We start from the raw sequence: 24,724 nt of genomic DNA, 5'->3' as shown, positions 1-24,724 counted from the left end.
ACTTTTATCTGGCCACCAGCGGGGACCTACACCTGGCCATCAACGAGGACTTTCCCATGGCCACGGACATCTGCTGCGCTCCTGACGTATCTGCAGCAGCACGAGTCGGTGGGGTGAACGCGCGACGTTCCCCGAACGCCACATGGAACCATGTGGCTGTCCGAACCAAGCCGAAGATCACCAAACGGAACCATGCGGCTGTCCCGATCGCCCCCACGGACGCCCACCACTGCGCCGATCGCGTCCACCACCGCCGCCATACAGCGCAATTCGTAATCGATTGGTAACGACGCGTGAGTGGTCCCGATGAGCGAGGCAGGCCGGCGCTCCCCCACGACGGCCGTCTCTCTCCCCCCACGAAACGGACCCCGATCCCATGCGTCTCGCCCGTCGACTGTGCGTGACCGTCTCCGCCGTCGCACTCTGCTTCGCGTTCACCGCCACCGCCGTCACCGCCACCGCGGCTGCGGCCCCCGACGTGGACTGCTCCGACTTCACCTACCAGGAGGAGGCGCAGGCCGTCCTCGACGCCGACCCGTCCGACCCGAACCGCCTCGACGGCGGCTCGAACGGCAGCGGTGACGGCATCGCCTGCCAGTCGCTGCCGCACCTGCCCACCGCGGTGACCACCACCCCCGCTCAGGCGGCACCGGTGCCGGTCGCCGACGCGGCCACACCCGCGGAGGACCGCGACTGCCCCGACTTCGCCACCCAGGCCGACGCCCAGGCGGCGCTGACCGCGCAGGCCGGTGACCCGGAGCGGCTCGACGCCGATGGCGACGGCATCGCCTGCGAGGACCACTTCGGTACCGCGAACCAGCAGGTGGCGGTCTTCCCGGTCGGCGGGGTCGCGACCGGCGGCTACCCGGCCTCGTGACGGCTCGTTCGGTGACCGCCCGCCTCGGGAACCACCGGGCTCGGGTCCGGGCGGGTGTCGTGCTCGCCCTGCTGTGCACGTCCGCCGTCCTGCTCACCGGGTGCGGGGCGGACCCGGCCCCTGTCGCGAAGCCGGTGGCGGCGCCCGTGATGGCGACGGCCGCGGCCCCGGCGCCGACCGTTCCCACGGCTGCCGCCCCCATCCCGCCGGGAACGCCGGGATCGGCGCCGCCACCGGCCCGTGCCATCGGGGCGATGCCCTCCGCGAAGCCCGTCGGGCTGACGGTGGCTGCCATCGGGGTGCGCACCGGCGCGCTGCTCCCGCTGGGCCTCGACAAGGCGGGCGCGCTGGAGGTGCCGCCGGACGCGACGTCGGCAGGCTGGTTCACCCTCGGCCCGGCACCGGGGGCGAACGGGCCCGCGGTGATCGCCGCGCACGTCGACTACAAGGGCGTTGCCGGGGTGTTCTCCCGGCTCAAGGACCTCACGGCCGGCAACGAGATCCGGGTGGCCCGCGCCGACGGCACCGTGGCGGTGTTCACCACCTACCGCGTGGAGCACTACCCGAAGTCCGCGTTCCCCACCGGGCAGGTCTACGGCAACACCACGGGCCCGGAGCTGCGGCTGATCACCTGCGGCGGCTCCTTCGACAGCAGCACCGGTCAGTACCTCGACAACGTCGTGGCCTACGCGCGGCTGACCGGCTCGGGGTGAGGGTGTCCTGAGTGAGCAGGCTGGCCGACGCGGTTGCAGGATGTCGGTATGAAGGTCGTGGTCGACTTCGATCTGTGTGAGTCCAACGCCATCTGCATGGGCATCGCCCCTGAGGTGTTCGAGGTGCGGGAGGACGATTTCCTCTACATCCTCGACGAGAACCCTCCGGAGTCGATGCGCCCGCAGCTGGAGGAGGCCGTGATGTCCTGCCCGCGCGCGGCCATCAAGCTCGTCGAGGACTGAGCGAGGAGTTCTGCGCGCAGCATGTCGAGAAGCTGCGCGCGGCTTCTACGTCCTCGGTAGACGGCGGCCACCCCGGACGCCGGACACGAGGAGCACACCAGCGATGAGCAGCACCGCACACGTCCCCGGCACGCTGGACACGGAGTTCACGGCGCCGTTGGTGCGCAGCCCCGCCGCGGGCGGTTGGACCTACGTCGTCATGCCGGGCTCGGCCGCCTTCTTCGGCACCCGCGGCCTGGTCAAGGTGCGCGGCACCATGGACGGCCACCCGTTCCGGAGTTCGTTCATGGCACTGGGCGACGGCACCCACAAGCTGCCGGTCAAGGCCGAGCTGCTGCGGAAGATCGGCAAGAACCCGGGCGACACGATCACGGTTCACCTGGAGGAGCGGATCAGCTGATCCGCGCACCGGGCCGACCACCCGGCGGTTGCCCTGGCGTCGGTGAGCGCTCAGGATCAGGGTCCCCGATCCGAGGAGTGCCGCCGATGACGTCCGTCTGGAACACCCCGTTGACCCCGCTCGCGTTCCTGCGCCGGTCCGCGGAGGTCTACCCGGACAAGTCGGCCATCGTCTACGGCGAGCGCCGCCACACCTACGCGGAGTTCGCCGCGGAGGTGACGCGGGTGGCGCACGCCCTGCGCGGCTCGGGCGTGCAGCCCGGTGACCGGGTCGCCTACCTGCTGCCCAACATCCCCGAGATGCTGGTGGCGCACTTCGCGGTGCCGCTCGCGGGCGCGGTGCTGGTGGCCATCAACACGCGGCTGTCCACCGACGAGGTCCGCACGATCCTCGACCACTCGGGGGCCAAGCTGCTCGTCATCGACGCCGCGCTCTACCCCACCGTCGCACCGGTGGCCGGCAGGCTGCGCACCGTCGAGGAGATCATCACCGTCGTCGACCCCGCCGCGCCCGGCGACGGCACCGGCAGCGGCGTGATCTACGACGACCTGCTGGCCCGTGGCAACGACACCCCGATCGCGTGGACCGTCGAGGACGAGACGGCCACGATCTCGATCAACTACACGTCCGGCACCACGGGGCGACCCAAGGGCGTGCAGTACTCGCACCGCGGGGCGTACCTGAACTCGTTCGGCGAGATCGTGCACTCCACGCACACCCCCGACAGCGTCTACCTGTGGACGCTGCCGATGTTCCACTGCAACGGCTGGTGCACCCCGTGGGCGCTGACGGCCATCGGCGGCACCCACATCTGCCTGCGGGAGGTCCGCGGCGACACGATCTGGAAGCTGATCACCGAGCACCGCGTCACGCACCTCAACGGGGCTCCGACGGTGGTCACCACGATCATGCGGGCGTCCGAGGCCGTGACGCTCGACTACCAGCTGGTGGTCACCACGGCCGGGGCGCCGCCGTCGCCCACCACGATCCTGCAGATGGAGCGGATGGGCTTCCGGATCGTGCACGTCTACGGGCTCACCGAGACCTACGGCCCGTACTCGGTGAACCAGTACCAGCGCGCATGGGACGACCTCGACCCCGAGCAGCGCGCCACCCTGCAGTCGCGCCAGGGCGTCGGCATGATCTGCGCCGACAACCTGCGCGTGGTGGACGACGACATGAACGACGTCCCGGCCGACGGCACCACGATGGGCGAGATCGTGATGCGCGGCAACAACGTGATGACCGGCTACTACCAGGACCCGGCAGGCACCGAGAAGGCCTTCGCGGGCGGCTGGTTCCACTCCGGCGACCTCGGTGTCATGCACGAGGACGGGTACGTGGAGCTGCGTGACCGCGCGAAGGACGTGGTGATCTCGGGCGGGGAGAACATCTCCACGGTCGAGGTCGAGCAGGCCGTGATGTCCCATCCGGCGGTGCTCGAGGTTGCGGTGGTGGGAGTGCCCGACGAGCAGTGGGGCGAGCGGCCCAAGGCGTTCGTCGTGCTCTCCGACGGCGAGAGCGCCACCGAGGAGCAGGTCATCGAGCACGTGCGCTCGAAGATCGCCCGGTACAAGGCACCCAAGGCGGTGGAGTTCGTGAAGGAGCTGCCCAAGACGTCCACCGGGAAGATCCAGAAGTTCGCGTTGCGGGAGCAGGAATGGAAGGGCCAGACCAACCGCATCCGCGGCTGACCTGGCCGGTGGGCGAAGGGTGGTTCAGGCCCCGACGAACCCGGACCGGCGCATGTACCAGCCGTTCCAGACCATCAGCAGCGCGAAGGCCGCGATGAACATGACCTCCGTCACGCCGTACGCGACGTCGATCGGGAGCAGGTAGACCACCGGGATCCGCACGAGCGCCTCGGCGAGCAGGCCGATTCCCCACACGGTGGACGAGAGCCGGAAGCCGCGGCGCGCGTCGGTGTTCGCCCGGTAGAGCTCGGCGAGTGTCGCGGCCTTCGCCGGCACGAAGCTCTGTGCCGCGCTCAGCGTCAGCGGCCGCTTGCCGTGGATGGCCGAGGCGAGGAACAGCGCGCCGACGGCGCCGGTCACGAAGGAGCTCTTGAGCAGCAGCGTCCGCGGGTCGCCGGTGACGAAGGCCAGCGCGAAGCCGAGGCCGTAGACCAGCAGCATGATGGTGGCGAACTGGTTGAGGGTGCGCTCCCGCACGGCGCTCCACACGATCCGGACCGCCGCCACGCCCGACGCGGCGAGCAGGGCGACCCAGTCGCTGGCGCCCAGCAGGTGCAGCGCGTAGTAGGTGACGACCGGCAGGCCGACGTCCAGCGCCAGCCCACGGATCATGGCCCGCGCCGGGTTGACCGGCGGCCCGTCGTTGCCGGTCGGGGCTGCGGGCTGCTCGTTGCTCGTCATGGCGATGCTCCGGTTCTGGTTCGCGACGGCGGGTGCAGGTGCGGCAACGGGGTAGGTCATGACAGCTCCAGCTCGGTGTCGTCGATCCAGGAGCCGTGGAAGCCGGACGGCACACCGCGGGGAAGTGTCACAGCAGCCACCGCCGCGCCGGCGACGTCGGTGGCGTCGAGCACGAGCAGCTGCGACGCGCTGCCGTCGCGGCGGGTGGTGATGGTGAGCAGCCAGCCGTCGTCCTCCGCCCGGCCGGGTGCGGCCGACGGCACGAACACGGCCTCCCCGGCCACGGTGTGGGCGGCCATGGCGTGCTCGGCGACCGTGCCCTGCGCGGTGTCGAACTTGACGATCCCGGCTCGCCCGGCCGTGTCGGCCACGGCGTAGCGGTAGCGGGCCTCGCGGCCGACGCGCTCGTCGTCGACGGTCGGGAACTCGATGCCCTGGTCGTGCAGTGGCGTCTCGGTGACGGAGCCGGTGGCCGGGTCGAGCGTCCAGCGGTGCAGCCGCGCCGTACCGGTGGCGGCGGCGTCCGCGGCGAGATCGGCACCCAGCCCGCCCCACATCGCGACGGCGTCGGCGGGTGCGTAGCGCGCCGCGTCGAGAACGACCCGGCCGGCCGCGTCGGTGAACGCGTTGCCGACGTGGAAGACGTAGTTGGGCTCCACGTCGAACCAGCGCACCTGGCCGGGACGGTCGAGCGCCATGACGCCGATGCGGGCGCCGTAGGAGGGGTCCCAGCCGAACGGCATGCCCTTGGCCAGCAGCTCGAGCTGGAACGTCATCGGCAGGTCGAGGAAGACGGCGTGCCGGTCGGTGATGGCGAAGTCGTGCATCATCGTCGGCCCAGGTACCGCGATCTCGGCGCTCGTCACGAGCTGCCCGTCGGCGGCGAGCCGGTGGTAGGTGAGGTAGGGCGGCGTCAGCCCGTAGCCGAAGAAGTGCAGCTCCCCGGTGACCGGATCGGTCTTGGGGTGCGCGGTCATGGCCGTGGTGAGCCTGCCGTCGAAGTCGCACGGGCCGACCGTGGCCAGCTCCGGCGTGACGACCTGCGGGAAGCTGCTCTCCACCAGCGCCATGATCCGGCCGGCGTGCGCGATGACGTGGGTGTTGGCGACACCGACGGTGCGGTCGAACGTGCCGTCGGGCCCGATGCCGCTGCGGCCCTCCATCGTGGCGGTGCGCACCCAGCGGTTGCGGTACCACTCGGCCCGGCCGTCGCGGAGCCGGATGCCGTGCAGCATCCCCTGGCCGGTGAACCAGTGGCTGGACACGTCGCCGGGCAGCGGGTTGGGCCCGTTGCGGAAGTAGCGGCCGGTGAGCTCCGGCGGCAGCGCACCCTCGACCGGCAGATCGAACGCCTCGATCTCGTCGGGAACCGGGGCGAGGTGGCCGGCCATGTGGAGCGGGGTGGTGGTCCCTGAGGTCATGGGAGGAGCTTGCACCCTACCGACCTGACATGTCAACTCTGACATGTCGAAGTTGACGTGTACGGTTGCTGCATGTCCCTCTCCCACGCACTGCTGGGCCTGCTGATCGTCGAGCCCCGCAGCGGCTACGAGCTGACGAAGGCGTTCGAGGCCGACATCGGCCGCTACGCCTGGCAGGCCGGCCACACGAGCATCTACCCGGAGCTGGGCAAGCTGGCCGAGGCCGGGTTGATCGAGGTCACCCACGAGGGCGCGCGGGGCAGCCGCACCTACGCCGCCACCGACGCCGGTCGCGACGAGCTGCGCACCTGGCTCCTGCGCCGCCCCCAGCAGAGCAAGGTGCGCAACGAGGACGTGCTGCGGATGTTCCTCATCTCCGCACTGGAGCCCGCCGACGCCATCACCATGCTGCGCGGGATCGCCCAGCACACCGCGGCCGGCGCTGCCGAGCTGCGCCAGATCCGGGAGCTGAACGGCCCCGCGACACAGCGCGGCCCTGCCGGGTTCGGGCTGCTGGCCGCCGAGTTCGGCCTGCGCCAGTTCGATGCCATCCACGGCTGGGCGCAGTGGGCGATCGAGCAGCTGGAGGCGACTGCGGACGGCTCACAGGACGGCGCCGCGGCCCGGTCCGTCGGTTAGCGTTGCTCACATGACGGCGTCGGCACCCCCTGCTCCCGGCGCCGGGCGCGCCGCGGTCGGCGCCGTCACCACCACCACGGTCTCGGTGCTGCCGATCTTCCTCACCGGCGGGCTCGCCGTGCAGCTCTCCGCGGAGCTCGGCTTCGACCCGGCCGGACTCGGCCTGGTCGTCGCGCTCTTCTTCGGGGTGAGCGCGTGCGCGTCCCTGCCGTGCGGATGGCTCGTCGAGCGGTTCGGCTCCACCGTGACCAGCCGAGCAGCCGTGCTCGGCGCCGCGGTCGTGATGCTGCTGGTCGCGGCGCTCGTGCGGTCCTACGCCGCGCTCGTCGTCGTGCTGCTGTGCAGTGCCTGGTGCAACGTGCTGGGCCAGCTCGCGTCCAACCTGACGCTCACGCGCCACATCCCCGCCGCGCGGCTCGGCCTGTCCTTCGGCATCAAGCAGGCCGCCATCCCGCTCGCCACCCTGATCGCCGGCGCAGCGGTGCCGGCGATCGCGCTGACCGTCGGGTGGCGGTGGGCGTACGTCACCGGTGCCGTGCTGGCGCTGTCGGCACTGCTGCTCACGCCGCGCGACGGGGGCGGGTACCGGCGCACCCCCGCGGTGCCCGGCGAGCGCGCCACCGGGGCGCTCGCCGTGATCGGCGTGGCGGCCGGGCTGGCGGCGGCGGCCTCCTCGGCGCTGGGGATCTTCCTCGTCGCCTCCGCGGTGGATCGCGGGATCGACCCCGCCGCCGCCGGGCTCACCCTCACGCTGGGCAGCGTCGTCGGGCTCCTGCTGCGGCTGCTGCACGGCTGGCTCGCCGACCGGCGGCGCGGCGGGCACATCGCCGTCGTGGCGGCCAGCCTGCTGCTGGGTGCGGGCGGGCTCGCGCTGCTCGCCACCCCCGGCACCGCGGCGCTGGTGATCGGCACCGTGCTCGGTTTCGGACTGGGCTGGGCCTGGCCGGGGTTGCTGCAGTTCGCGGTGACGCAGCTCAACCCGTCGGCACCGGTCGCCGCCACGTCGATCGTGCAGGTGGGGGTCTACGGCGGCGGGTTCATCGGGCCGGTCGGGTTCGGCTTCCTCGCGACGCACCTGTCGTTCCCGATAGCGTGGCTCGTCGGATCGGCCACGATGGTCGTCGCGGCCGTCCTGATGGTGATCGGGCGCCGGCTGCTGGCCGTGCACAAGGCGGCACAGGAGCTCCGCGCCGTCCGGTCGTGATCGGCAGCGGCCGGGGCGGCGATCACGCGCGCAGGCGGTCCAGCAGCGCGATCGCGTCATAGGGCGCATGCACCTTGGCATCGTTGTCGAAGTAGACGACGGTGTCGCGATCCCATCCGCGGACCGTCGCCGCCCAGCCGTCGAGCGCGTCCGGGGTGTATCCGCCGACGTAGAGCTCCCCCTCGCCGTGCAGCCGGACGTAGCAGAAATCGGCGGTGACATCGTCGAAGCGCGGCCACTGCCCCGCCGAGTCCGCGACGACGAGCGCCACGTCGTGCGCCCGCAGCAGCTCGCGGAAGGCCGGGTCCCGAAAGGTCTCGTTGCGGACCTCCACCGCGTGGCGCAGCGGGCGGTCGGCGTCGATCTCGAGCAGCGTCCGGCCCTCCATCCGCTCGTCGTGGCGGACCGCGAGCGCGGCAGCGGCCGTGGACGTCCGGGGCAGCAGCGCCAGGAACGTCGCCATGCGGTCGGGATCGAGCCGCATCCGTGGCGGGAGCTGCCACAGCACCGGACCGAGCTTCGCCCCCAGCGCCAGCACCCCGGAGGCGAAGAAGTTGGCGAGCGGCGTCTCCACCTCGCGCAGCTGCTTCATGTGCGTGATGAACCGCGGCGCCTTCACGGAGAACAGGAAGTCGTCCGGGGTCTCCGCGGCCCAGGCGCGGTAGTTCTCGGGGCGCTGCAGCGCGTAGAACGACCCGTTGATCTCGATGCTGGTGACCTGCCGCGAGAGGTGCTCCAGCTCGCGGCGCTGCGGGAGCCCCTTCGGGTAGAACGTGGTGCGCCACGGCGGGTAGCGCCACCCCGACGTCCCCACCCGCACCCGTGCCACCTGCAGGAGCATCCCACCGGACTGTCACGATGTGCAGCGTGGATGCTGTGATCGTGACGGGCGCCGCGGGCGCACTCGGACATGCTGTGGTCGCCGAGTTCCTGGCGGCGGGCCGGCCGGTGGTCGCGCTCGACCGCCCCAGCGCGCACCTCGACGCGCTCGGTGAACGCGACGGCGTGCACCACATCGCCGTCGACCTGGCGTCCCGGGCCGCGGTGCAGGAGGCGTTCGGCGCCGTCGACGCACTGCCCGTCACGGCAACGGCGCTGGTCGGGCTCGCCGGTGGGTTCACCCCCGGCGCGCTGACCGACGTCGACGAGGAGCAGCTCGACAGCCTGTTCCGCTCCAACTTCGGCTCGGCGCTGTGGACGGCGCAGGCCGTGGCCCCGCGGTTCGCCGCTGCCGGTGGCGGCGCCATCGTCAACGTCGGGTCGCGCACCGCGGTGGAGGGGCCGGCGCCGATCGTCCACGCCACCAGCAAGGCGGCGGTGGTGCGGCTCACGCAGCTGCTCGCCGGGGAGCTGCGCGCGCAGAAGATCCGGGTGAACGCCGTGCTGCCCTCCACCATCGACACTCCGGCCAACCGCAGCTGGATGTCACCCGAGATGGCCGCTCGCGCCGTCGCCCCGGAGGCCATCGCCAAGGTCATCGTCTTCCTCTGCGGTCCCGACGCGGCACCGATCAGCGGTGCGGCGATCCCGGTCTACGGCGATGCCTGACCTGCAGGAGGCCGTCGACGCGGCGCTGGGCTGGCCGGTCGACAACGTCGCGGTCGCCGTGGTCGGCGCCGACGGCACGGTGCGTGCCGCGGCGGGCGACCAGCGGCGACCGTTCCGGCTGGCGTCGGTCACGAAGCTGCTCGCGGCCTACACCACCCTGATCGCCGTGGAGGAGGGCGCGGTGGAGTGGGACACCCCGGCCGGGCCGGAGGGCTCCACCGTGCGGCACCTGGCCTCGCACACGTCCGGGCTCTCGTTCACCGACGGCGTCGTGCAGGCGCGCCCGGGTGCGAAGCGGATCTACTCCAACGTCGGGTTCGAGGTGCTGGGCGCCACCATCGCGGCCGCCGCCGGCATGCCGTTCGCGCAGTACCTGCGCGAGGCCGTCTGCGAGCCGCTGGGGATGGCGGACACGACGCTGGACGGCTCCCCCGCCGCCGACGGCGTGGCCACCGCGGCCGACCTGGCGCTGTTCGCCGCCGAGCTGCAGGCGCCCACGCTCGTGCACCCCGACACGCTGCGCGAGGCCACCACGGTGGCCTTCCCGGGCGTCGACGGGATCCTGCCCGGCTACGGCAGGCAGCGGCCCAACGACTGGGGCCTGGGCTTCGAGATCCGCGACGGCAAGTCCCCGCACTGGACGGGCGCGCACAGCTCCCCCCGGACGTTCGGGCACTTCGGGCAGGCGGGCACGTTCCTGTGGGTGGACCCGGACGCGGGTGCGGCCTGCGTCGCGCTCACCGACCGCGACTTCAACCCGTGGTCGGTGGCGGCCTGGCCGCCGTTCACCGACGGGGTACTCGCGGCGCTGTAGGGGCGACAACCACCGCGCAGGACTGCTGACCGCGCCGAACGGTCGCCCTGTGCGGCGCTCGACGGGGCGGGAATGTTCTGCCGGGGTCGGCCGTTGAGCCAGCTGTCCGCATCGGGCGATCGAGCCCCGGGTCCCACCCTTTTGCCACCCCTTGTGGTGCGCCACGTGCCGAGAGGCGCCCGGCGCCCGGTTCGGACGAGGTCGATCTCCGCAGCGCGGGAATGTTCTGCGGGGGTCGGCGGTTGTGAGGACTGTTCGGTCCGGGCGATCCGAGCCCCGGGTCTCAACATTTGCCACCTCTTCGGAGGTGCGCCAAGCGCCGTGAGGCGCCCGGCGTCCGGGCCGAACACTCAAACCCCCCTCCTTCCCCATCGCAGCTCGCTGCGTCCATGTCCCACCACGGACGCAGCTTCCCGGCGGCGCCGGCCCCCGACGGCGCCGCCCCTCACACCTGGCTCCCGGGGAACAATTCGCAGGTCGGAGCCGTTGTCACCAGTACCCGACGGGGAAGAGGCAGCACCATGAAGGGCGACCGAGTAGAGATCGTGATCGACGCCGGCAGCGGCACCACCCGCACCTACGAGATCGTCGCGACGCGCGCAGGCCGCAAGGTCGGCATCACGCATGCACGCGGTGTCGTCGAGGTCAGCGAGACCACCCGCGGCGGCAGCACGGTACGCACGGCCCGCTTCCTCGCCAACCGCGTGCTGGCACTCGTGGAGCACCCGGCGCTCGATAATCCGGTCGCCGACGAGATCACCCCGGCCCTACGCTCCGTCTGATCCCGACCAAGGCAGACTGCATTTCACCATGACCACTCCCGCGGCCCGAGCCACTGACGCGCGCCCCGCGCAGGTCACCCCACCAGCCGACGCCCTCCCCTCCCGCGAGGGCGTCGTGCCCGCCGGTGGTGGTGGCAGCGGCGGCGACCAGAGGACGGGCCGCGGGAGCGCGGACATCCCCGCCCGGAAACGCCGGCCACGGCGCAGGCGCCCCCGGTCCGCGGCCGACACCGCCGTGGACAACGCCGGCCCCGATGCGCCGGCCGCACCTGATGCCGCAGCCGGAACCCGTGCCGCTGCCGATACCCCGGCCGCTGCCGAGGCGAACGGCGCACCGCGAGCACGCCCGGGCCGCAACCGCCGGCCGGAGGGCACACGCGACGCCGGTCCCGTCCCCGTCCTCACCGAGGCCGACGTGCACGCGCTCGCCGAGCGCCTCCCCGCGCTGACGCTGCGCGAGGAGCATCGCCTGTCGCGGCGCCTCGACACCGCCCGCCGCACCCGCGACCACGTCGCCAGGGGCCGCGCGCTGGCCGGCGTCGCCGCCGCGATCGACACCGCCGAGCTGCAGATCACCGCCCGGCGCGCTGCCGTACCGGCCATCAGCTACCCGGCCCAGCTGCCGGTCAGCGCTCGCCGCGAGGACATCGCCGCCGCCATCCGCGATCACCAGGTCGTGATCGTCGCGGGTGAGACCGGCTCCGGGAAGACCACCCAGATCCCCAAGATCTGCCTCGAACTCGGCCGCGGCGTGCGTGGCCTCATCGGCCACACCCAGCCCCGCCGGATCGCCGCGCGCACCGTCGCGGCCCGCATCGCGGAGGAGCTGCACACCGAGCTCGGCGACGCCGTGGGCTGGAAGGTGCGCTTCACCGATCAGGTCGGCGAGAAGACGCTGGTCAAGCTCATGACCGACGGCATCCTGCTCGCCGAGCTCACCGGCGACCGCATGCTGTGGCAGTACGACACGCTGATCATCGACGAGGCCCACGAGCGCAGCCTCAACATCGACTTCATCCTCGGGTACCTCGCGCAGCTGCTCCCCCGGCGCCCCGACCTCAAGGTCGTGATCACCTCCGCCACGATCGACCCGGAGCGGTTCGCCCAGCACTTCGGCACCCCGCAGCAACCGGCGCCGATCATCGAGGTCTCCGGGCGCAGCTTCCCCGTCGAGGTGCGCTACCGCCCGGTCGTCGACCCCGACGATCCCGAGGCCGATCCCGACCGCGATCAGCTCGACGCCATCGGCGACGCCGTGGCCGAGCTGCAACGCGAGGGGGACGGCGACATCCTCGTGTTCCTGCCCGGCGAGCGGGAGATCCGCGACGCCGCCGACGCGCTGGACAAGCGCAACCTCCGCGGCACCGAGATCGTGCCGCTCTACGGCAGGCTGTCCATCGCCGAGCAGCAGCGCGTCTTCGCCCCGCACACCGGGCGTCGGGTCGTGCTCGCCACGAACGTCGCCGAGACCTCGCTCACCGTGCCGGGCATCCGCTACGTCGTCGACCCGGGCACCGCGCGCATCTCGCGCTACTCGCGGCGCCTCAAGGTGCAGCGGCTGCCGATCGAGAAGATCAGTCAGGCCAGCGCCAACCAGCGCGCCGGCCGCTGCGGCCGGGTCGCCGACGGCATCTGCATCCGGCTCTACGCCGAGGACGACTTCGACGCCCGCCCCGAGTTCACCGACCCCGAGATCCTGCGCACCAACCTCGCGTCGGTCGTGCTGCAGATGATCTCGCTGGAGCTCGGTGAGATCACCGCGTTCCCGTTCGTCGACCCGCCGGACGCGCGCAACGTCGGCGACGGCATCGCACTGCTGCACGAGCTCGGCGCGCTCGACGGCCGCAACGCGCTCACCCCCGTCGGGCGCGCGTTGGCGGCGCTGCCGGTCGACCCGCGCCTGGGCCGCATGCTGGTGGAGGCCGACCGCAACGGGTGCCTGCGCGAGGTGCTGGTGATCGCTGCCGCGCTGTCGGTGCAGGATCCGCGCGAGCGTCCGACCGAGCGGCGCCAGGCCGCCGACGAGAAGCACGCGCGGTTCGCGGAGGACGGCTCCGACTTCCTGGCGTTCCGCAACCTGTGGACCTACGTCAACGAGCAGCGCGCCGAGCTGTCCGGCAGCCGTTTCCGCCGGATGCTGCGCGACGAGTTCCTGCACTACCTGCGCATCCGCGAGTGGCAGGACCTGCACAGCCAGCTCCGGTCCGCCGCCCGCAACGCGGGGCTGACGCCCAACGACACGGATGCCGACGCCGACCGCATCCACATCTCCGTGCTGGCCGGACTGCTGTCGCAGATCGGCCTGCGCGAAGCCGAGACGCGGGAGTACCTCGGCGCCCGCGGCGCCAAGTTCATGATCTTCCCCGGCTCCTCGCTGGCGAAGAAGCAGCCGCGCTGGGTGATGGCAGCCGAGCTCGTCGAGACCTCCCGGCTGTTCGCCCGCACCGTCGCGCGGATCAAGCCGGAGTGGATCGAGCCGGTGGCCGGTCACCTGGTGAAGCGCACGTACTCGGAGCCGCACTGGTCGCGCAAGCGGGCGGCGGCCGTGGCCGTCGAGCGGGTCACGCTGCACGGCATCCCGATCGTCGTCGACCGCAACGTCGACTACGGCCGCATCGACGCCGAGACATCGCGCGAGCTGTTCATCCGCCACGCGCTCGTCGAGGGCGACTGGGACACCCGCCACCGGTTCTTCCACGCCAACCGCGAGCTGCTCGAGGACGTCGAGGAGCTGGAGCACCGCGCACGGCGGCGCGACCTCGTGGTCGACGAGGAGACGCTCGTCGCGTTCTACGAGCAGCGCATCCCCGCCGACATCGTGTCCGGCCGCCACTTCGACACCTGGTGGAAGAAGACGTCGCGCCGGGAGCCGCAGCTGCTCGACTTCACCGAGGAGATGCTGCGCACCGCGCAGGCCGAGGCGATCGACCCCGCATCCTACCCCGATCACGTCGAGGCGGGCGGGCTGACGCTGCCGCTGTCCTACGCCTTCGAGCCCGGGCACCGCGACGACGGCATCACCGTCGACGTGCCCGTTGCCGCGTTGCACCAGATCGATCCGACGCCGTTCACGTGGCAGGTGCCGGGGCTGCGCGAGGAGCTGGTCACGGCACTGATCAAGACGCTGCCGAAGAACCTGCGACGGCTGTTCGCCCCCGCCCCGGACCACGCCCGAGCGGTGCTCGCCCGCCTGCGGGCAGGCGACGAGCCGCTGCTCGACGGCCTGGAGCGCGAGCTCGGCCGCATGCGTGAGGTCCGCATCCCCCGCGAGGCGTGGGAGCTCGACCGGCTGCCCGAGCACCTGTCGGTCACGTTCCGGGTGATCGGTGAGGACGGGCACGAGATCACCCGCGGCACCGATCTCGAGGCGCTGCGCCACAAGCTGGCGCCGCGCGTCCGCGCCGAACTGGCGGCCGCGGGCGTCGAGCTGGAACGCACCGGGCTCACCACCTGGACGATCGGCACCCTCCCGCGGGAGCACAGCATCCGGCGCGGCAGCCACGTCGTCACCGGCTTCCCCGGGCTGATCGACCGCGGCTCGGCGGTGGACGTCCGGGTCTTCCCGACGGCCGCCGAGCGCGACCCGGCGCACCTGCGCGGCGTCCGGCGACTGCTGCTGCTCGAGACGCCGTCACCGGCGCGGCAGGTGCAGCGCGAGCTCGACAACACCACCAAGCTGACGCTGTCACGCAACCCGCACGGCTCGGTCTCCGCGCTGCTGGAGGACTGCGTCACCGCCGCCGCCGACGCTCTGATCATCGCGGCCGGCGGGCCCGCATGGGACGAGCGCGGCTACACCCGGCTGCGCACGCTGTTCCAGCAGCGGCTCGGCTCCACCACGCTGCAGGTGCTGCAGGCCGTGCGCGGCGTGCTCGCTGTGTGGCACCGCGTGCAGGGTCAGGTCGGCGACCTGCGCGCCCCGCTGCTGCAGGCCGGCCGTGCCGACATCACCGCGCAGCTCGACGCGCTGGTGCGCCCCGGCTTCGTCACGGCTGCGGGAGCGTCGCGGCTGGCCGATGTCGCACGCTACCTCGAGGCCATCGAGCGCCGGATCGAGAAGCTGCGCGTCGACACCGTTCGCGACGCCGAGTGGACCGCGCAGGTCCACGTCGCCGCCGACGAGTACGACGCCGAGGTGGCCGCACTCCCCGCGGGCGTCGAACCGTCCCCGGCTCTGCGCGAGGTGCGCTGGATGATCGAGGAGCTGCGGGTCGGCCTGTACGCGCACCCGATGCGCACGCGCTACCCGATCTCGATCAAGCGGATCCAGAAGGCCATCGACGAGCTGCCGCGCTGATCTGCAGGGTCAGCTCCGGGCGTGTCGTGGGGCCGGGGCGGGCATCTGCGCCGGGATCTGCCCCGACACCGGGATCGGCGCGGTGATCGCCGGGATGCCGGATCGCTCCCCGTCGAGCCGCGGCCCCGGCACGGACACTGCCGCGCCCGCCCTCGGCTTCGCCATCCGGAACGTCTGCGGCCCGGTCGCGAGTGCCCGCCACGGCCGCGTCAGCGAGGCCGCCACCCGATCCGGGAACGGGCTGTGCTTGCGGGCCAGCGCGGGCTTCTCCACCAGGAACCACGAGGCGAGCGCGACCGGCACCGTCGAGACCATCGCGATCGCCACGAACGACCAGTCCGGCAGCCAGCGCACCGACGTCAGCGCGAGCAGCTGGATCACCGGCCAGTGGTAGATGTAGATGCCGTACGACAGGTCCACGCGCAGCGACACGAACCGCGTGCCGGCCAGCGCTAGCCAGAACACCAGGTAGGCGGCGGGCACCGCGCCGAGCAGGCGGTAGTTGTCCGGGAACGCGACCGCCGAGAAGATCACCACGGCGAGCGCGAGCAGCGCGTACCAGCCGCGCATCGGGATCCGCTCGCCGTAGAGGTAGGCCACGGCGCCGAGCGCGAACATCAGGACGAGCCGCAGGACCTTGTCGCTCACCGGCACCGCGAAGCCGTTCTCCTGCAGCACCGTCAGCACGATCAGCACCGCGGCGAAGGCAGGCACCACCCAGCGGCGCCTGCGCAGCAGCCCGACCACGCCGAGTGCGGCGACCAGCACGTAGCAGAACGCCTCGAACGTCAGCGTCCACAATGCACCGTTGAACGACGGCTCGTACGGGGCCGCCGCGAGCACGCCGCCGATGTCGTACTGCTGGATCACCAGGAACGAGTCGACGACGAGGAACCGCCACGCCGACGGGGCACCGGTGAAGCCTTCGATGCCCGACATCCCCTGGATGAGCGCCGCGAGCGGGGCGACGACCAGCGCGCAGACCAGCAGGCACACCCAGAAACCGGGCATGATCCGCAGGAACCGGTGCCAGGCGAAGCGCGGCAGCGAATTCAGGCGCAGGTAGCTGCGGGTGACCAGGAACCCGCTCAGCACGAAGAACCCGTCGACCCCGAACTCGCCCGTGGTGCCCGATCGCGCCCAGAACGTTCCGGCGTGGCCCTGCAGGATGCAGGCATGCTCCACCACGACCATCGCGGCGAACACCAGCCGCAGGATGTCGAAGTTGTTCTTCCCGGTGTCGAAACGCTCGCGCAGCGTCGGCGCCACGTGCCCCCCAGCCCATCCGTGATGATCAGGACTTGCCGGGCATCAAGGTCACAATCGGCACCCTTGCCCGATGACCTGTCGCACGAATGCGCCCGACCGTTACCGGCCCGGATGACGGGAAATCACGGAATGCGGTGATCGGCTCAGCCGGCCGTGAGCGTCGCCGCGAACCCGGCCAGCAGCGCGTCCACCGCGAAGGTGAAGCGATCACCGTCGGACACGCCCTGGCCGGTTGTCGCGGCGCGGTGCAGCAGCGGGAAGCGGTCGGCGTCGAGCGTGGCGAGGTGCGCCGTCGAGCCCGGTCCTGATCGCTCGTTGACCGGCGTCGTGCCGACCTCGGCCGCGGTGTGGCCGAGGACGAACACCGTGATCGCATTGATCACGTCGACAGCCCGCGCCGGCGGGAAACCCGCCTCGCAGAGCGCCCCCAGCCCCTGCTCCACCACCTGCAGCGTCGACGGCGTCGACGCCGGCCTGGTGACCGCCAGCGGTAGCACGCCGGGGTGGCGCAGCAGCGCGGCACGGAGCGTCCGGGCACCGGTGCGCAGGTCATCGCGCCAGGTCGCGGCGCCGATCGGCGACGGGGTGGCGCCCGCGAGCACGCGATCCACCAGCCCGTTGAGGAGGGCGTCCTTGTTCGGCACGTAGTGGTAGAGCGTCATGGCCTCGACGCCGAGCTCGATGGCGACCCCCCGCATCGTGACCGCGCGGAGCCCATCGCGGTCGAGCACGGCCAGCGCCGCGTCGAGCACGAGCCCGACGCTGAGCCCCGCCCGCTCACCCCGGGTGCGCTGCGCCATCCCGACCTCCCTTGACTCTCTTACGGGGTAAGCGCATCGGTAAATCTTACAAAGTAAGAGAGGAACCGCGACGGATGGCAAACAGGTCGTGCGCGACTTCTTCGAGGCGATCAACGAGCGCAGGCTGGACGATCTCGGCGAGTTCATGGCGGCCGACGTGATCGACCACAACAAGATCATCCATGGCGAGCCGGACGAACCCGGTGCCGCCTTCGACGCCGTCCGCCAGCAGCTCTCCGCATTCGGCGAGGGCGGGATGTTCCCCGAGGAGCTCATCGCCGAAGGCGATCCGGTGGTGGCCAGGCTGACGGTGCGGGGCACCACACCGGCACGCATCCGCGGATGCCCGAGCCGGATCTTCACGATGGCCGCAGGGAAGAGCGCCGAGATCCGGGCGGTCAGCGACCGGCTCGGCATGTTCCTCCAGCTGGGCTGGGACTGGCCGACGGATCGGTGAGCGTCAGCGGTAGGCGGAGCGGGCCGTCGGCTCCAGCACCAGCACCTGCGCCGCGTCCGGGACCTCGAGTGCGGCACGCGCCGCGCGCAACGCCGCCGCGTCGGGGAAGCGCGCGAACCACACCTCGGCCGGCTCGGGCCGCACCGGCAGCGCCGGGAAGTCGTTCACGGCAGCCGCCGTGCGGAGCACGACGAGCGGCGCCCCCAGCCGGGCCGCGGCGGCCGCCGGATCGGGCGCGCGGTCCAGGTGCACCACGGCGAGCACCCGCCCCGGCTCCCCCGCGCCGTCCGTCCGTTCCGCCACGCAGAACTCGCCATCGACGGGCGCGAGCAGGAGGACGTCGTCCGAGTCGATCATCGTGGCGTTGGCCGCATCGCGGTGTTCCTTCCACACCGGACCGCCGTAGAACTCCGTGAGCCCGGCCAGCCGCGTCGCCATGTCGGCGAAGCCCCGGATCCAGACGAACCGATCGGGGTCGCCGACATCGCGGAACGTGCCGATCACCCGGATCCCCGCTTCCTCCTGCGCCTCGACGAACTCGCGCTCGAACAGCGTGACGAGATCGTCCCGACGACCGGGACGCAGGGTGTACTGCCGCAGCTCGACGATGCTCACCGCCCGCACGCTAGGCGGATTAGCTGACAACCGGCGGCAGCTATCCACCGAGGCGGGTGGTCCGTGCGCCTCGATCCCGGGGCCGCCGATGTCAGGGGCGCACCTGGATCTTGCGGCCGACGCCCTTGCGGAACTGGTCGAGCGCGGCCGGGTACTCGTCGAGCGACATCCGGTGGCTGATCATGATGTCGGCCCGCAACGCGCCCTCGGCGAACAGCTCGGCCGCCCGCTCGAAGCTGTGCAGCACCGCCATCGACCCGACGATCCGGATCTCCTGGTTGTAGATCTTGAACGGGGAGAAGCGGGCCACCGCACCCTCGTTGGACACCCCGAACTGCTGGAACGTGCCGCCCTTGCCGACGCGCCCCAGACCGTCCTCGATGGCCGCCACCACCCCGGTGGCGTCGATGACCACGTCCCAGCCGCGCGGCCGGTCGAGCTCGTCGGCGCTGGTGACGGTGGCCGAGCAGCCCAGCGTCTTCGCCGTCTCGAGGCGGGTGGGGTTGAGGTCGACCATGCTGACGCTGGCGGCGCCGGCGCGCTTGGCCAGCTCCATCATCATCAGGCCCATCGTGCCCGCGCCGTAGATCAGGTAGTGATCACCCAGCTGCGGCGCCAGCACGTCGAACCCGCGGACCGCACACGAGAGCGGCTCGATCAGCGCCGCGTCGGCGGGCGCCACGCCCGCCGGCAACACCACGCAGTTGGCCACCGGCGCCACCGCGAACTCGGCGGCACCCCCCGCGGTGGTGACACCGATCGCGGCCCACCGCTCGCAGAGGTTGCCCCGGCCGCGACGGCAGTAGTAGCACTCGCCGCAGTGCAGCGACGGGTCGACGGCCACCTGGTCGCCCACCCGCACCTCGGTGACGTCGGATCCGAGCGCCACCACCTCACCGGCGAACTCGTGCCCCGGGATCACCGGCAGCGTGGGAGCGAACTCCCCCTCCGCGATGTGCAGGTCGGTGCCGCAGATGCCGCACGCGGCGACCTTCACCACCACCTGCCGGGGGCCCGGTGTCGGATCCGGGACCGTCTCGACGGTCACCGCGTCCGCACTGATCACTGCCGCTCTCACTACTTCACTGCTCCCAACGAGAGTCCCTGTACGAGCTTGTCCTGTGCCGAGAAGCCGGCGATCAGCACCGGCAGCGACACGATCACCGCAGCCGCGCACACCTTCGCCAGGAACAGCCCCTGGCTGGTGACGAAGCTGGTGAGGAACACCGGAGCAGTCTGCGCCACCGTGCCGGTGAGCACCCGGGCGAACAGCAGCTCGTTCCAGCTGAAGATGAAGCAGATCAGCGAGGTGGCCGCGATCCCGGGCAGCACGATCGGCATGACGATCGTGCGCAGCGTCCGCGTCAGCGAGCAGCCGTCCATCGAGGCCGCCTCGAGGATCTCACCCGGCACCTCGGCGAGGAACGAGCGCATCATCCAGACGGCGATCGGCAGGTTCATCGACGTGTACAGGATGATCAGCAGCCAGATGTTGTCGAGCATCCCGATGCCCTGCGCGATCAGGTAGATCGGCAGCAGGCCCGCCACCACCGGCAGCATCTTCGTGGACAGGAAGAAGAACAGGACGTCCGTCCACTTCTTCACCGGCTTGATCGACAGCGCGTAAGCGGCGGGGATCGCGAACGCGAGCACGAGCACCGTCGACAGCACGCTCGCCGTGATCGAGTTCAGCAGCGGCGGCCACGGACTCGCCCCGGTGCCACCCCCGAAGAAGTTGGCGTAGCCGTCCAGCGTCAGCGGGGCGAACACCGACGGCGGGTTGGTGGCCGCGTCGGTCTCGCTGTGGAACGACGTGAGCAGCATCCAGACCACCGGCAACACGAACAGGATGCCGACGAGCCAGGCGACCACGCCGAGCACGACGCCCGAGCGTCCGCGCTTGGCGAGCGCCGCCGTGTCGGCGGCTGCGGTGCGCGACCGCTCCGCGGTTGTGGTGGTCATTTGGACCCCTCCTCGCGGAACAGCGACGACACGGTGCGCAGCGCGAACGTGGCGATGAGAATGGTGCCGATCACGACGACGACGCCGGCCGCGGAGGCCCGCCCGTAGTCGTGAGCGGTGTAGAACACCTGGTAGATCGTGTACGGCAGGTTGGCCGTGCCGAGCCCGCCCGACGTGATCGTGAAGACCGCGTCGAAGTTCTGCACGATGTAGATCGACCCGAGCAGGCCACCGAGCTCCAGGTACTGGCGCAGGTGCGGGAACGTCATGTGGCGGAAGATCTGCCAGCCGCTGCACCCGTCGATCTGGGCCGCCTCGATGACGTCCAGCGGCTTGCCCTGCAGGCCGGCCAGCAGGATCAGCATCATGAACGGCGTCCACTGCCACACCAGCGCGATGACCACCGACGTCAGCGGCGCCACCGTGACCCAGTCCGGCTGGATGGCATTGGCCCCGAAGATCCACGTCAGCACGCCGTTGAGCAGGCCGTACTCCGGGTTGAACAGCGCGTGCTTCCACAGCAGCGCCGCCGCGACGGGCACCACCAGGAACGGGGTGATCATCATCGTGCGGACGATGCCGCGGCCACGGAAGGTGCGGTCGAGCAGCAGCGCGATGAGCATGCCGAGCAGCAGGCTGATCAGCACGACCGACACGGTGAGCAGGATCGTCGTGAAGATCGCGTTGCGCGTGTTGATGTCGCCGAGCACGCGCCCGAAGTTGTCGAAGCCGGCGAACCCGACCTCGTCGGGGTAGTAGGCGTTCCAGTTCATGAACGAGATGACGAGCGTGCCGACGAACGGCAGCTGCGTCACGATGATCATGAAGATCAGCGCCGGGAGCAGCGGCGCCCGGCGGGCCCACGCTCCGGCCCGTTGCAGCGGGCGACCGCTGTGCGGCTGTGCCGACCCGGCCGCGCTCGTCGGACGTTCCACTGTGGTGCTCACGAGTTACCTCCCACTCGGGACCGGTAGCGGGCTGCCACGTCGTCGGCCAGGTCCTGGCCGCGTTGCAGCGCGTCGGGCACGCTGATCTGACCCGCGATCGCCGAGCTGATCTCCTGCGACACCTGCGTGCCGAGGTCGGGGAACTCGGGGATGTCGACGAACTGGATGCCCAGCGCCGGTCGGGGCTGCACCCCGGGGTTGCGCGGGTCGGCAGCGTCGATCGCGGCCTTGGTCGGCGCCGCGAACGACGAGGACTCCTTGAGGTAGTCCGGGTTGGAGTAGGTGGAGGCCCGCTTGCCGGCCGGGACGCTGGACCACCCGATCTGCTTCCCGACGAGGTTCTCGTACCCCTTGCTCGACGCCCACGAGATGAACTTCCAGGCGGCGTCCTTCTTCTGGCTCGCCTGCTGGATGCCCCACGACCAGGCGTAGAGCCAGCCCGAGCTCTTCGTGTCCACCACCGGAGCCGGGGCGTATCCGATCTTGCCCTTGACCGGGGAGTCGGCGGCCTCGAGCGAGCCCGCCGCCGACGTCGCGTCGTACCACATCGCGACGTTGCCCTGGATCAGGTTGTTGAGGCACTCGGTGAACCCGGCCTGCGGGGCGCCGGTCTCGCCGTGCGCCCGCACGAGGTCGACGTAGAACTGCACGGCCTTGGTGAACTCCGGGGCGTTGACCTGGGCCTGCCAGTCCTTCGTGAACCAGGTGCCGCCGAACGTGTTGACCACCGTGGTGAGCGGGGCGAAGACCTGGCCCCACCCGGGCTGGCCGCGCAGGCAGATGCCCTTCATCCCGGGCTGGGCGCCGTCGGCCTTGGCGGCGATGTCGGCGACCTGCTGCCAGGTCGGGTTGGCGGGCATCGTGATGCCCTTCGCCGCGAGCACATCCTTGCGGTACATGAGGAACGACGACTCGCCGTAGAACGGCTCGCCGTAGATCTTGCCGTCGTCGCCGGTCATCGACGCCGTCATCGGCTTGAGGATGTCGGACTGGTCGAAGCCCGGATCGGCCGCGAGGTAGGGATCCAGCGGCGCGATCCACTTGCTGCGTGCGTAGATCGGGATCTCGAAGTTGGAGACGGTCGCGACGTCGTACTGGCCTGCCTGGCTGGAGAACTCCTGGCTGATCTTGTCGCGGACGTCGTTCTCGGGCAGCACGGTGAAGTTCACCGAGATGCCGGTCTCCTTCGTGAAGTTGTCGGCCGTGAGCCGCTGCAGGTCCACCATCTGCTGGTTGTTCACCATCAGCACGTTGATGCTGTTGGGCCCGCCGCCTCCGACGCCACCACCCCAGCCCGCGCATGCGGTGCTCGACACTCCGACGACCAGCGCGAGCAGCATCGCCCGCACTCCCGACCGCCTCATCGCGTCCTCCAAGGGTTGACAAGCCGCGCTCAGATGAGCGCACTCGTGCACAGGTGAAAGCTTGTGGCACGGGTCACCGCCCGTCAATACTTCATGCAACAATGGGCATGCGAGCGCTCATATGAGCAAGGGGGTGGATCATCGTGGCTACCGAGGGCCCGGCGCAGCTGGTGCTGACTGCGTCCGTCGCACGGCGCTACTACCTCGACGGACGCTCCAAGGTGGAGATCGCCGAGGAGTTCGCGCTGAGCCGGTTCAAGGTCGCGCGCCTGCTGGAGGACGCCCGCAGCAGCGGCCTGGTGCGCATCGAGATCGTGCACCCCGGCGTCGTCGACGTCGACCTGTCCGGCCGCCTGATGGACGCGCTCGGGCTGCAGCACTGCATCGTCACCGACACCCCCGACGAGCACCCGGCCACCCTGCGCGACCACCTCGGCGCCGCCGCGGCCGACCTGCTCACCGAGATCGTCGAGCCCGACGACGTGCTCGGGCTGTCCTGGTCCCGGTCGGTCAGCGCGATGGCCACTCTGCTGCGCAGGCTGGCGCCCGTGCCGGTCGTCCAGCTCACCGGGGCGCTGGCGCGGCCGGGCGCCGACGACAGCTCCATCGAGCTCGTGCGCGAGGTCGCCCGCACCGCGGGCGGGCCTGCATATTTCTTCTACGCGCCGATGGCCGTGCCCGACGCCGCGACGGCGCGGGCGCTGCGCCAGCAGCCCGAGGTCGCGCGGGCGTTCTCGCTGATCGGGTCGGTGACCAAGGCGGTGGTCGGGGTCGGGGCGTGGGAACCCGAGCAGTCCACCCTCTACGACGCCGCGGCCGAGGGCGAGCGCGCCCAGCTGACGAAGCTCGGGGTCTGCGCCGAGGTCTCCGGGCTGCTGCTCGACGCCGACGGCGAGCCGATCGCCACCGACCTCACCGAACGCATGATCGGCATCACCGCTGATCAGATGCGCGCGGTGCCCGAGGTGATCGGCATCGTCTACGGCCCCACCAAGGTGCGCGCCGTGCTCGCCGCGGTGCGCGGGGGTCTCGTCGACAGCCTCGTCACGCACTCGACGCTCGCCACGGCGCTCGTCGCGCAGGCCCAGCTCGAGCAGGCCCGCCCGCCGGCGCGCCGCCGGAAGCCGCAGCGCCGGGCGGCCCCGTGACGGTGGAGGTCCCCCTGCTCGGCGGCACCGCCAACCGTGGACTGGTGTACCGCGTCGGCAACACCGTGCGCCGCCCGCTGCGGCCCGACGCGGCCGGTACGCACGCGCTGTTGCGCCACCTCGAGGACGTCGGGTTCGACGGTGCCCCCCGCATCCTCGGCATCGACGGAGCCGGCCGCGAGGTGGTCAGCTACGTGCCCGGCGACGCGGTCACGGCGCCGACGCCGGCGTGGGGGCTCACCGACATCGCACTGCGCAGCGTCGGCGAGCTGCTGCGCCGCTTCCACGACGCTGCCGCCGACTTCGACCCCTCGCCCCACCCGTGGCCGCACCGCGCGCCGCAGCCGTGGGCCGGGCCGGGCGTCACCCACAACGACCCCAACCTGGACAACTTCGTCTTCCGCGACGGCCGGGCCGTCGCCCTGATCGACTTCGACCTCGCCGCCCCTGGCGCTCCTGTGTGGGACGTGGCGGCAGCCGCGCGACTGTGGGCGCCGCTGCGGTCACCGGGCGACGTCGACGACAGCAGGCGCGATCGCGGCCTGGAACGACTGCGGATCCTCGCCGACGCCTACCGGCTCGACGACGCGGGCCGCGCCGGGCTGGTGGCGGCGGTGCGGGCGAGCCACGACTGGATGTGCGACATCGTGCGCGACGGCGCGCTGCGCGGCGTCCCCGGCTTCGCGGCGTACTGGGGACCGGACGCGGCATTGCGGGCGCGCCGCACGGATGCGTGGCTGGAGCGCAACACGGACGCCATCACCGCAGCGCTGGGCTGATCCTCGCCGGCACACACCGGCGGTGCCCCGCACACACCGTGCACGGTGTGTGCCGCGACGCCAAGGTGGG

The 24,724-nt window shown here is 71.6% G+C and carries 24 protein-coding genes; 14 read left to right on the top strand and 10 right to left on the bottom strand.

What is annotated here, in order from left to right; all coding sequences use genetic code 11:
• Positions 1–400 precede the first annotated feature (400 nt).
• The 5 genes from ACFPFQ_RS34415 (at position 401) to ACFPFQ_RS34395 (ending at position 3,927) form a co-directional block, all read left to right on the top strand.
• On the top strand, positions 401–877 hold the full coding sequence (locus ACFPFQ_RS34415) for an excalibur calcium-binding domain-containing protein (RefSeq protein ID WP_379626465.1): 477 nt from the start codon (positions 401–403) through the stop codon (positions 875–877).
• Between the two features lie 149 nt (positions 878–1,026).
• Positions 1,027–1,590, top strand: coding sequence for a class F sortase (locus tag ACFPFQ_RS34410; RefSeq protein ID WP_379626478.1), 564 nt, complete (start codon positions 1,027–1,029; stop codon positions 1,588–1,590).
• Between the two features lie 48 nt (positions 1,591–1,638).
• On the top strand, positions 1,639–1,833 hold the full coding sequence (locus ACFPFQ_RS34405) for a ferredoxin (RefSeq protein WP_379626463.1): 195 nt from the start codon (positions 1,639–1,641) through the stop codon (positions 1,831–1,833).
• Positions 1,834–1,936: 103 nt separating this feature from the next.
• Entirely contained in the window at positions 1,937–2,233 is a 297-nt protein-coding gene (locus ACFPFQ_RS34400; protein WP_379626461.1) for a DUF1905 domain-containing protein, read from the top strand.
• 86 nt (positions 2,234–2,319) lie between these two features.
• A complete protein-coding gene (locus ACFPFQ_RS34395; protein WP_379626459.1) occupies positions 2,320–3,927 on the top strand; it encodes an acyl--CoA ligase family protein in 1,608 nt (535 codons plus the stop codon).
• A gap of 24 nt (positions 3,928–3,951) precedes the next feature.
• Here ACFPFQ_RS34395 and ACFPFQ_RS34390 read toward each other — a convergent pair whose 3' ends face one another.
• Positions 3,952–4,668 carry a VC0807 family protein gene (locus tag ACFPFQ_RS34390; protein WP_379626457.1) on the bottom strand — a complete coding sequence of 239 codons (717 nt, stop codon included), beginning with the start codon at positions 4,666–4,668 and terminating at the stop codon, positions 3,952–3,954.
• Positions 4,665–6,029, bottom strand: a complete 1,365-nt coding sequence (locus ACFPFQ_RS34385; RefSeq protein WP_379626455.1) for a carotenoid oxygenase family protein — start codon at positions 6,027–6,029, stop codon at positions 4,665–4,667. Before ACFPFQ_RS34385 ends, ACFPFQ_RS34390 begins: the two co-directional genes overlap by 4 nt.
• Positions 6,030–6,101: 72 nt before the next feature.
• Here ACFPFQ_RS34385 and ACFPFQ_RS34380 point away from each other — a divergent pair, with 72 nt between their 5' ends.
• Positions 6,102–6,668 (top strand): PadR family transcriptional regulator, encoded by a 567-nt coding sequence (locus ACFPFQ_RS34380; protein ID WP_379626453.1) that lies wholly within the window; start codon positions 6,102–6,104, stop codon positions 6,666–6,668.
• Positions 6,669–6,678: 10 nt separating this feature from the next.
• Positions 6,679–7,872, top strand: coding sequence for an MFS transporter (locus tag ACFPFQ_RS34375; protein ID WP_379626452.1), 1,194 nt, complete (start codon positions 6,679–6,681; stop codon positions 7,870–7,872).
• 22 nt (positions 7,873–7,894) lie between these two features.
• On the opposite strand, the gene ACFPFQ_RS34370 is transcribed toward ACFPFQ_RS34375, so the two are convergent.
• The gene (locus tag ACFPFQ_RS34370) at positions 7,895–8,713 is read right to left on the bottom strand and encodes a DUF72 domain-containing protein (RefSeq protein ID WP_379626450.1); all 819 of its coding nucleotides are present in this window, start codon (positions 8,711–8,713) and stop codon (positions 7,895–7,897) included.
• Positions 8,714–8,739: 26 nt separating this feature from the next.
• On the opposite strand from ACFPFQ_RS34370, the gene ACFPFQ_RS34365 reads away from it, so the two are divergent.
• The 4 genes from ACFPFQ_RS34365 (at position 8,740) to hrpA (ending at position 15,313) form a co-directional block, all read left to right on the top strand.
• A complete protein-coding gene (locus ACFPFQ_RS34365) occupies positions 8,740–9,420 on the top strand; it encodes an SDR family NAD(P)-dependent oxidoreductase (RefSeq protein WP_379626448.1) in 681 nt (226 codons plus the stop codon).
• On the top strand, positions 9,413–10,234 hold the full coding sequence (locus ACFPFQ_RS34360) for a serine hydrolase domain-containing protein (RefSeq protein WP_379626446.1): 822 nt from the start codon (positions 9,413–9,415) through the stop codon (positions 10,232–10,234). Before ACFPFQ_RS34365 ends, ACFPFQ_RS34360 begins: the two co-directional genes overlap by 8 nt.
• A gap of 521 nt (positions 10,235–10,755) precedes the next feature.
• Positions 10,756–11,016 (top strand): hypothetical protein, encoded by a 261-nt coding sequence (locus ACFPFQ_RS34355; protein WP_379626445.1) that lies wholly within the window; start codon positions 10,756–10,758, stop codon positions 11,014–11,016.
• Positions 11,017–11,044: 28 nt separating this feature from the next.
• On the top strand, positions 11,045–15,313 hold the full coding sequence (gene hrpA, locus ACFPFQ_RS34350) for an ATP-dependent RNA helicase HrpA (RefSeq protein WP_379626444.1): 4,269 nt from the start codon (positions 11,045–11,047) through the stop codon (positions 15,311–15,313).
• Between the two features lie 9 nt (positions 15,314–15,322).
• Here the strand turns inward: hrpA and ACFPFQ_RS34345 are convergent, their stop codons facing one another.
• Positions 15,323–16,582: an acyltransferase family protein gene (locus ACFPFQ_RS34345; protein WP_379626442.1), complete on the bottom strand. Its 1,260-nt coding sequence runs from the start codon at positions 16,580–16,582 to the stop codon at positions 15,323–15,325.
• Positions 16,583–16,725: 143 nt separating this feature from the next.
• The gene (locus tag ACFPFQ_RS34340) at positions 16,726–17,382 is read right to left on the bottom strand and encodes a TetR/AcrR family transcriptional regulator C-terminal domain-containing protein (protein ID WP_379626440.1); all 657 of its coding nucleotides are present in this window, start codon (positions 17,380–17,382) and stop codon (positions 16,726–16,728) included.
• 88 nt (positions 17,383–17,470) lie between these two features.
• Between ACFPFQ_RS34340 and ACFPFQ_RS34335 the strand changes: the two genes are divergently transcribed.
• A complete protein-coding gene (locus ACFPFQ_RS34335) occupies positions 17,471–17,839 on the top strand; it encodes an ester cyclase (RefSeq protein ID WP_379626438.1) in 369 nt (122 codons plus the stop codon).
• Between the two features lie 3 nt (positions 17,840–17,842).
• Here ACFPFQ_RS34335 and ACFPFQ_RS34330 read toward each other — a convergent pair whose 3' ends face one another.
• The 5 genes from ACFPFQ_RS34330 to ACFPFQ_RS34310 all read right to left on the bottom strand — a co-directional run bounded on the left by ACFPFQ_RS34330 (position 17,843) and on the right by ACFPFQ_RS34310 (position 22,727).
• Positions 17,843–18,454 (bottom strand): NIPSNAP family protein, encoded by a 612-nt coding sequence (locus tag ACFPFQ_RS34330; protein WP_379626436.1) that lies wholly within the window; start codon positions 18,452–18,454, stop codon positions 17,843–17,845.
• Positions 18,455–18,545: 91 nt separating this feature from the next.
• Positions 18,546–19,532: a zinc-dependent alcohol dehydrogenase family protein gene (locus ACFPFQ_RS34325; RefSeq protein WP_379626434.1), complete on the bottom strand. Its 987-nt coding sequence runs from the start codon at positions 19,530–19,532 to the stop codon at positions 18,546–18,548.
• Complete coding sequence (locus tag ACFPFQ_RS34320; RefSeq protein ID WP_379626432.1) at positions 19,532–20,416, bottom strand: carbohydrate ABC transporter permease; 885 nt, start codon at positions 20,414–20,416, stop codon at positions 19,532–19,534. Before ACFPFQ_RS34320 ends, ACFPFQ_RS34325 begins: the two co-directional genes overlap by 1 nt.
• Entirely contained in the window at positions 20,413–21,363 is a 951-nt protein-coding gene (locus tag ACFPFQ_RS34315; protein ID WP_379626430.1) for a carbohydrate ABC transporter permease, read from the bottom strand. The genes ACFPFQ_RS34320 and ACFPFQ_RS34315 overlap by 4 nt, the downstream gene beginning before the upstream one ends.
• Positions 21,360–22,727 (bottom strand): ABC transporter substrate-binding protein, encoded by a 1,368-nt coding sequence (locus ACFPFQ_RS34310; RefSeq protein ID WP_379626428.1) that lies wholly within the window; start codon positions 22,725–22,727, stop codon positions 21,360–21,362. The genes ACFPFQ_RS34315 and ACFPFQ_RS34310 overlap by 4 nt, the downstream gene beginning before the upstream one ends.
• A gap of 143 nt (positions 22,728–22,870) precedes the next feature.
• On the opposite strand from ACFPFQ_RS34310, the gene ACFPFQ_RS34305 reads away from it, so the two are divergent.
• Together ACFPFQ_RS34305 and ACFPFQ_RS34300 are read left to right on the top strand one after the other, a co-directional pair.
• Positions 22,871–23,875, top strand: coding sequence for a sugar-binding transcriptional regulator (locus tag ACFPFQ_RS34305; protein WP_379626426.1), 1,005 nt, complete (start codon positions 22,871–22,873; stop codon positions 23,873–23,875).
• Positions 23,872–24,654 (top strand): phosphotransferase enzyme family protein, encoded by a 783-nt coding sequence (locus tag ACFPFQ_RS34300; protein ID WP_379626424.1) that lies wholly within the window; start codon positions 23,872–23,874, stop codon positions 24,652–24,654. The genes ACFPFQ_RS34305 and ACFPFQ_RS34300 overlap by 4 nt, the downstream gene beginning before the upstream one ends.
• Positions 24,655–24,724 lie beyond the last annotated feature (70 nt).

The sequence above is a fragment of the Pseudonocardia sp. GCM10023141 genome, from assembly GCF_042653605.1.
Note: the sequence above shows the minus strand (reverse complement) of the source record. Positions and strands in the feature narration are given on the sequence as shown.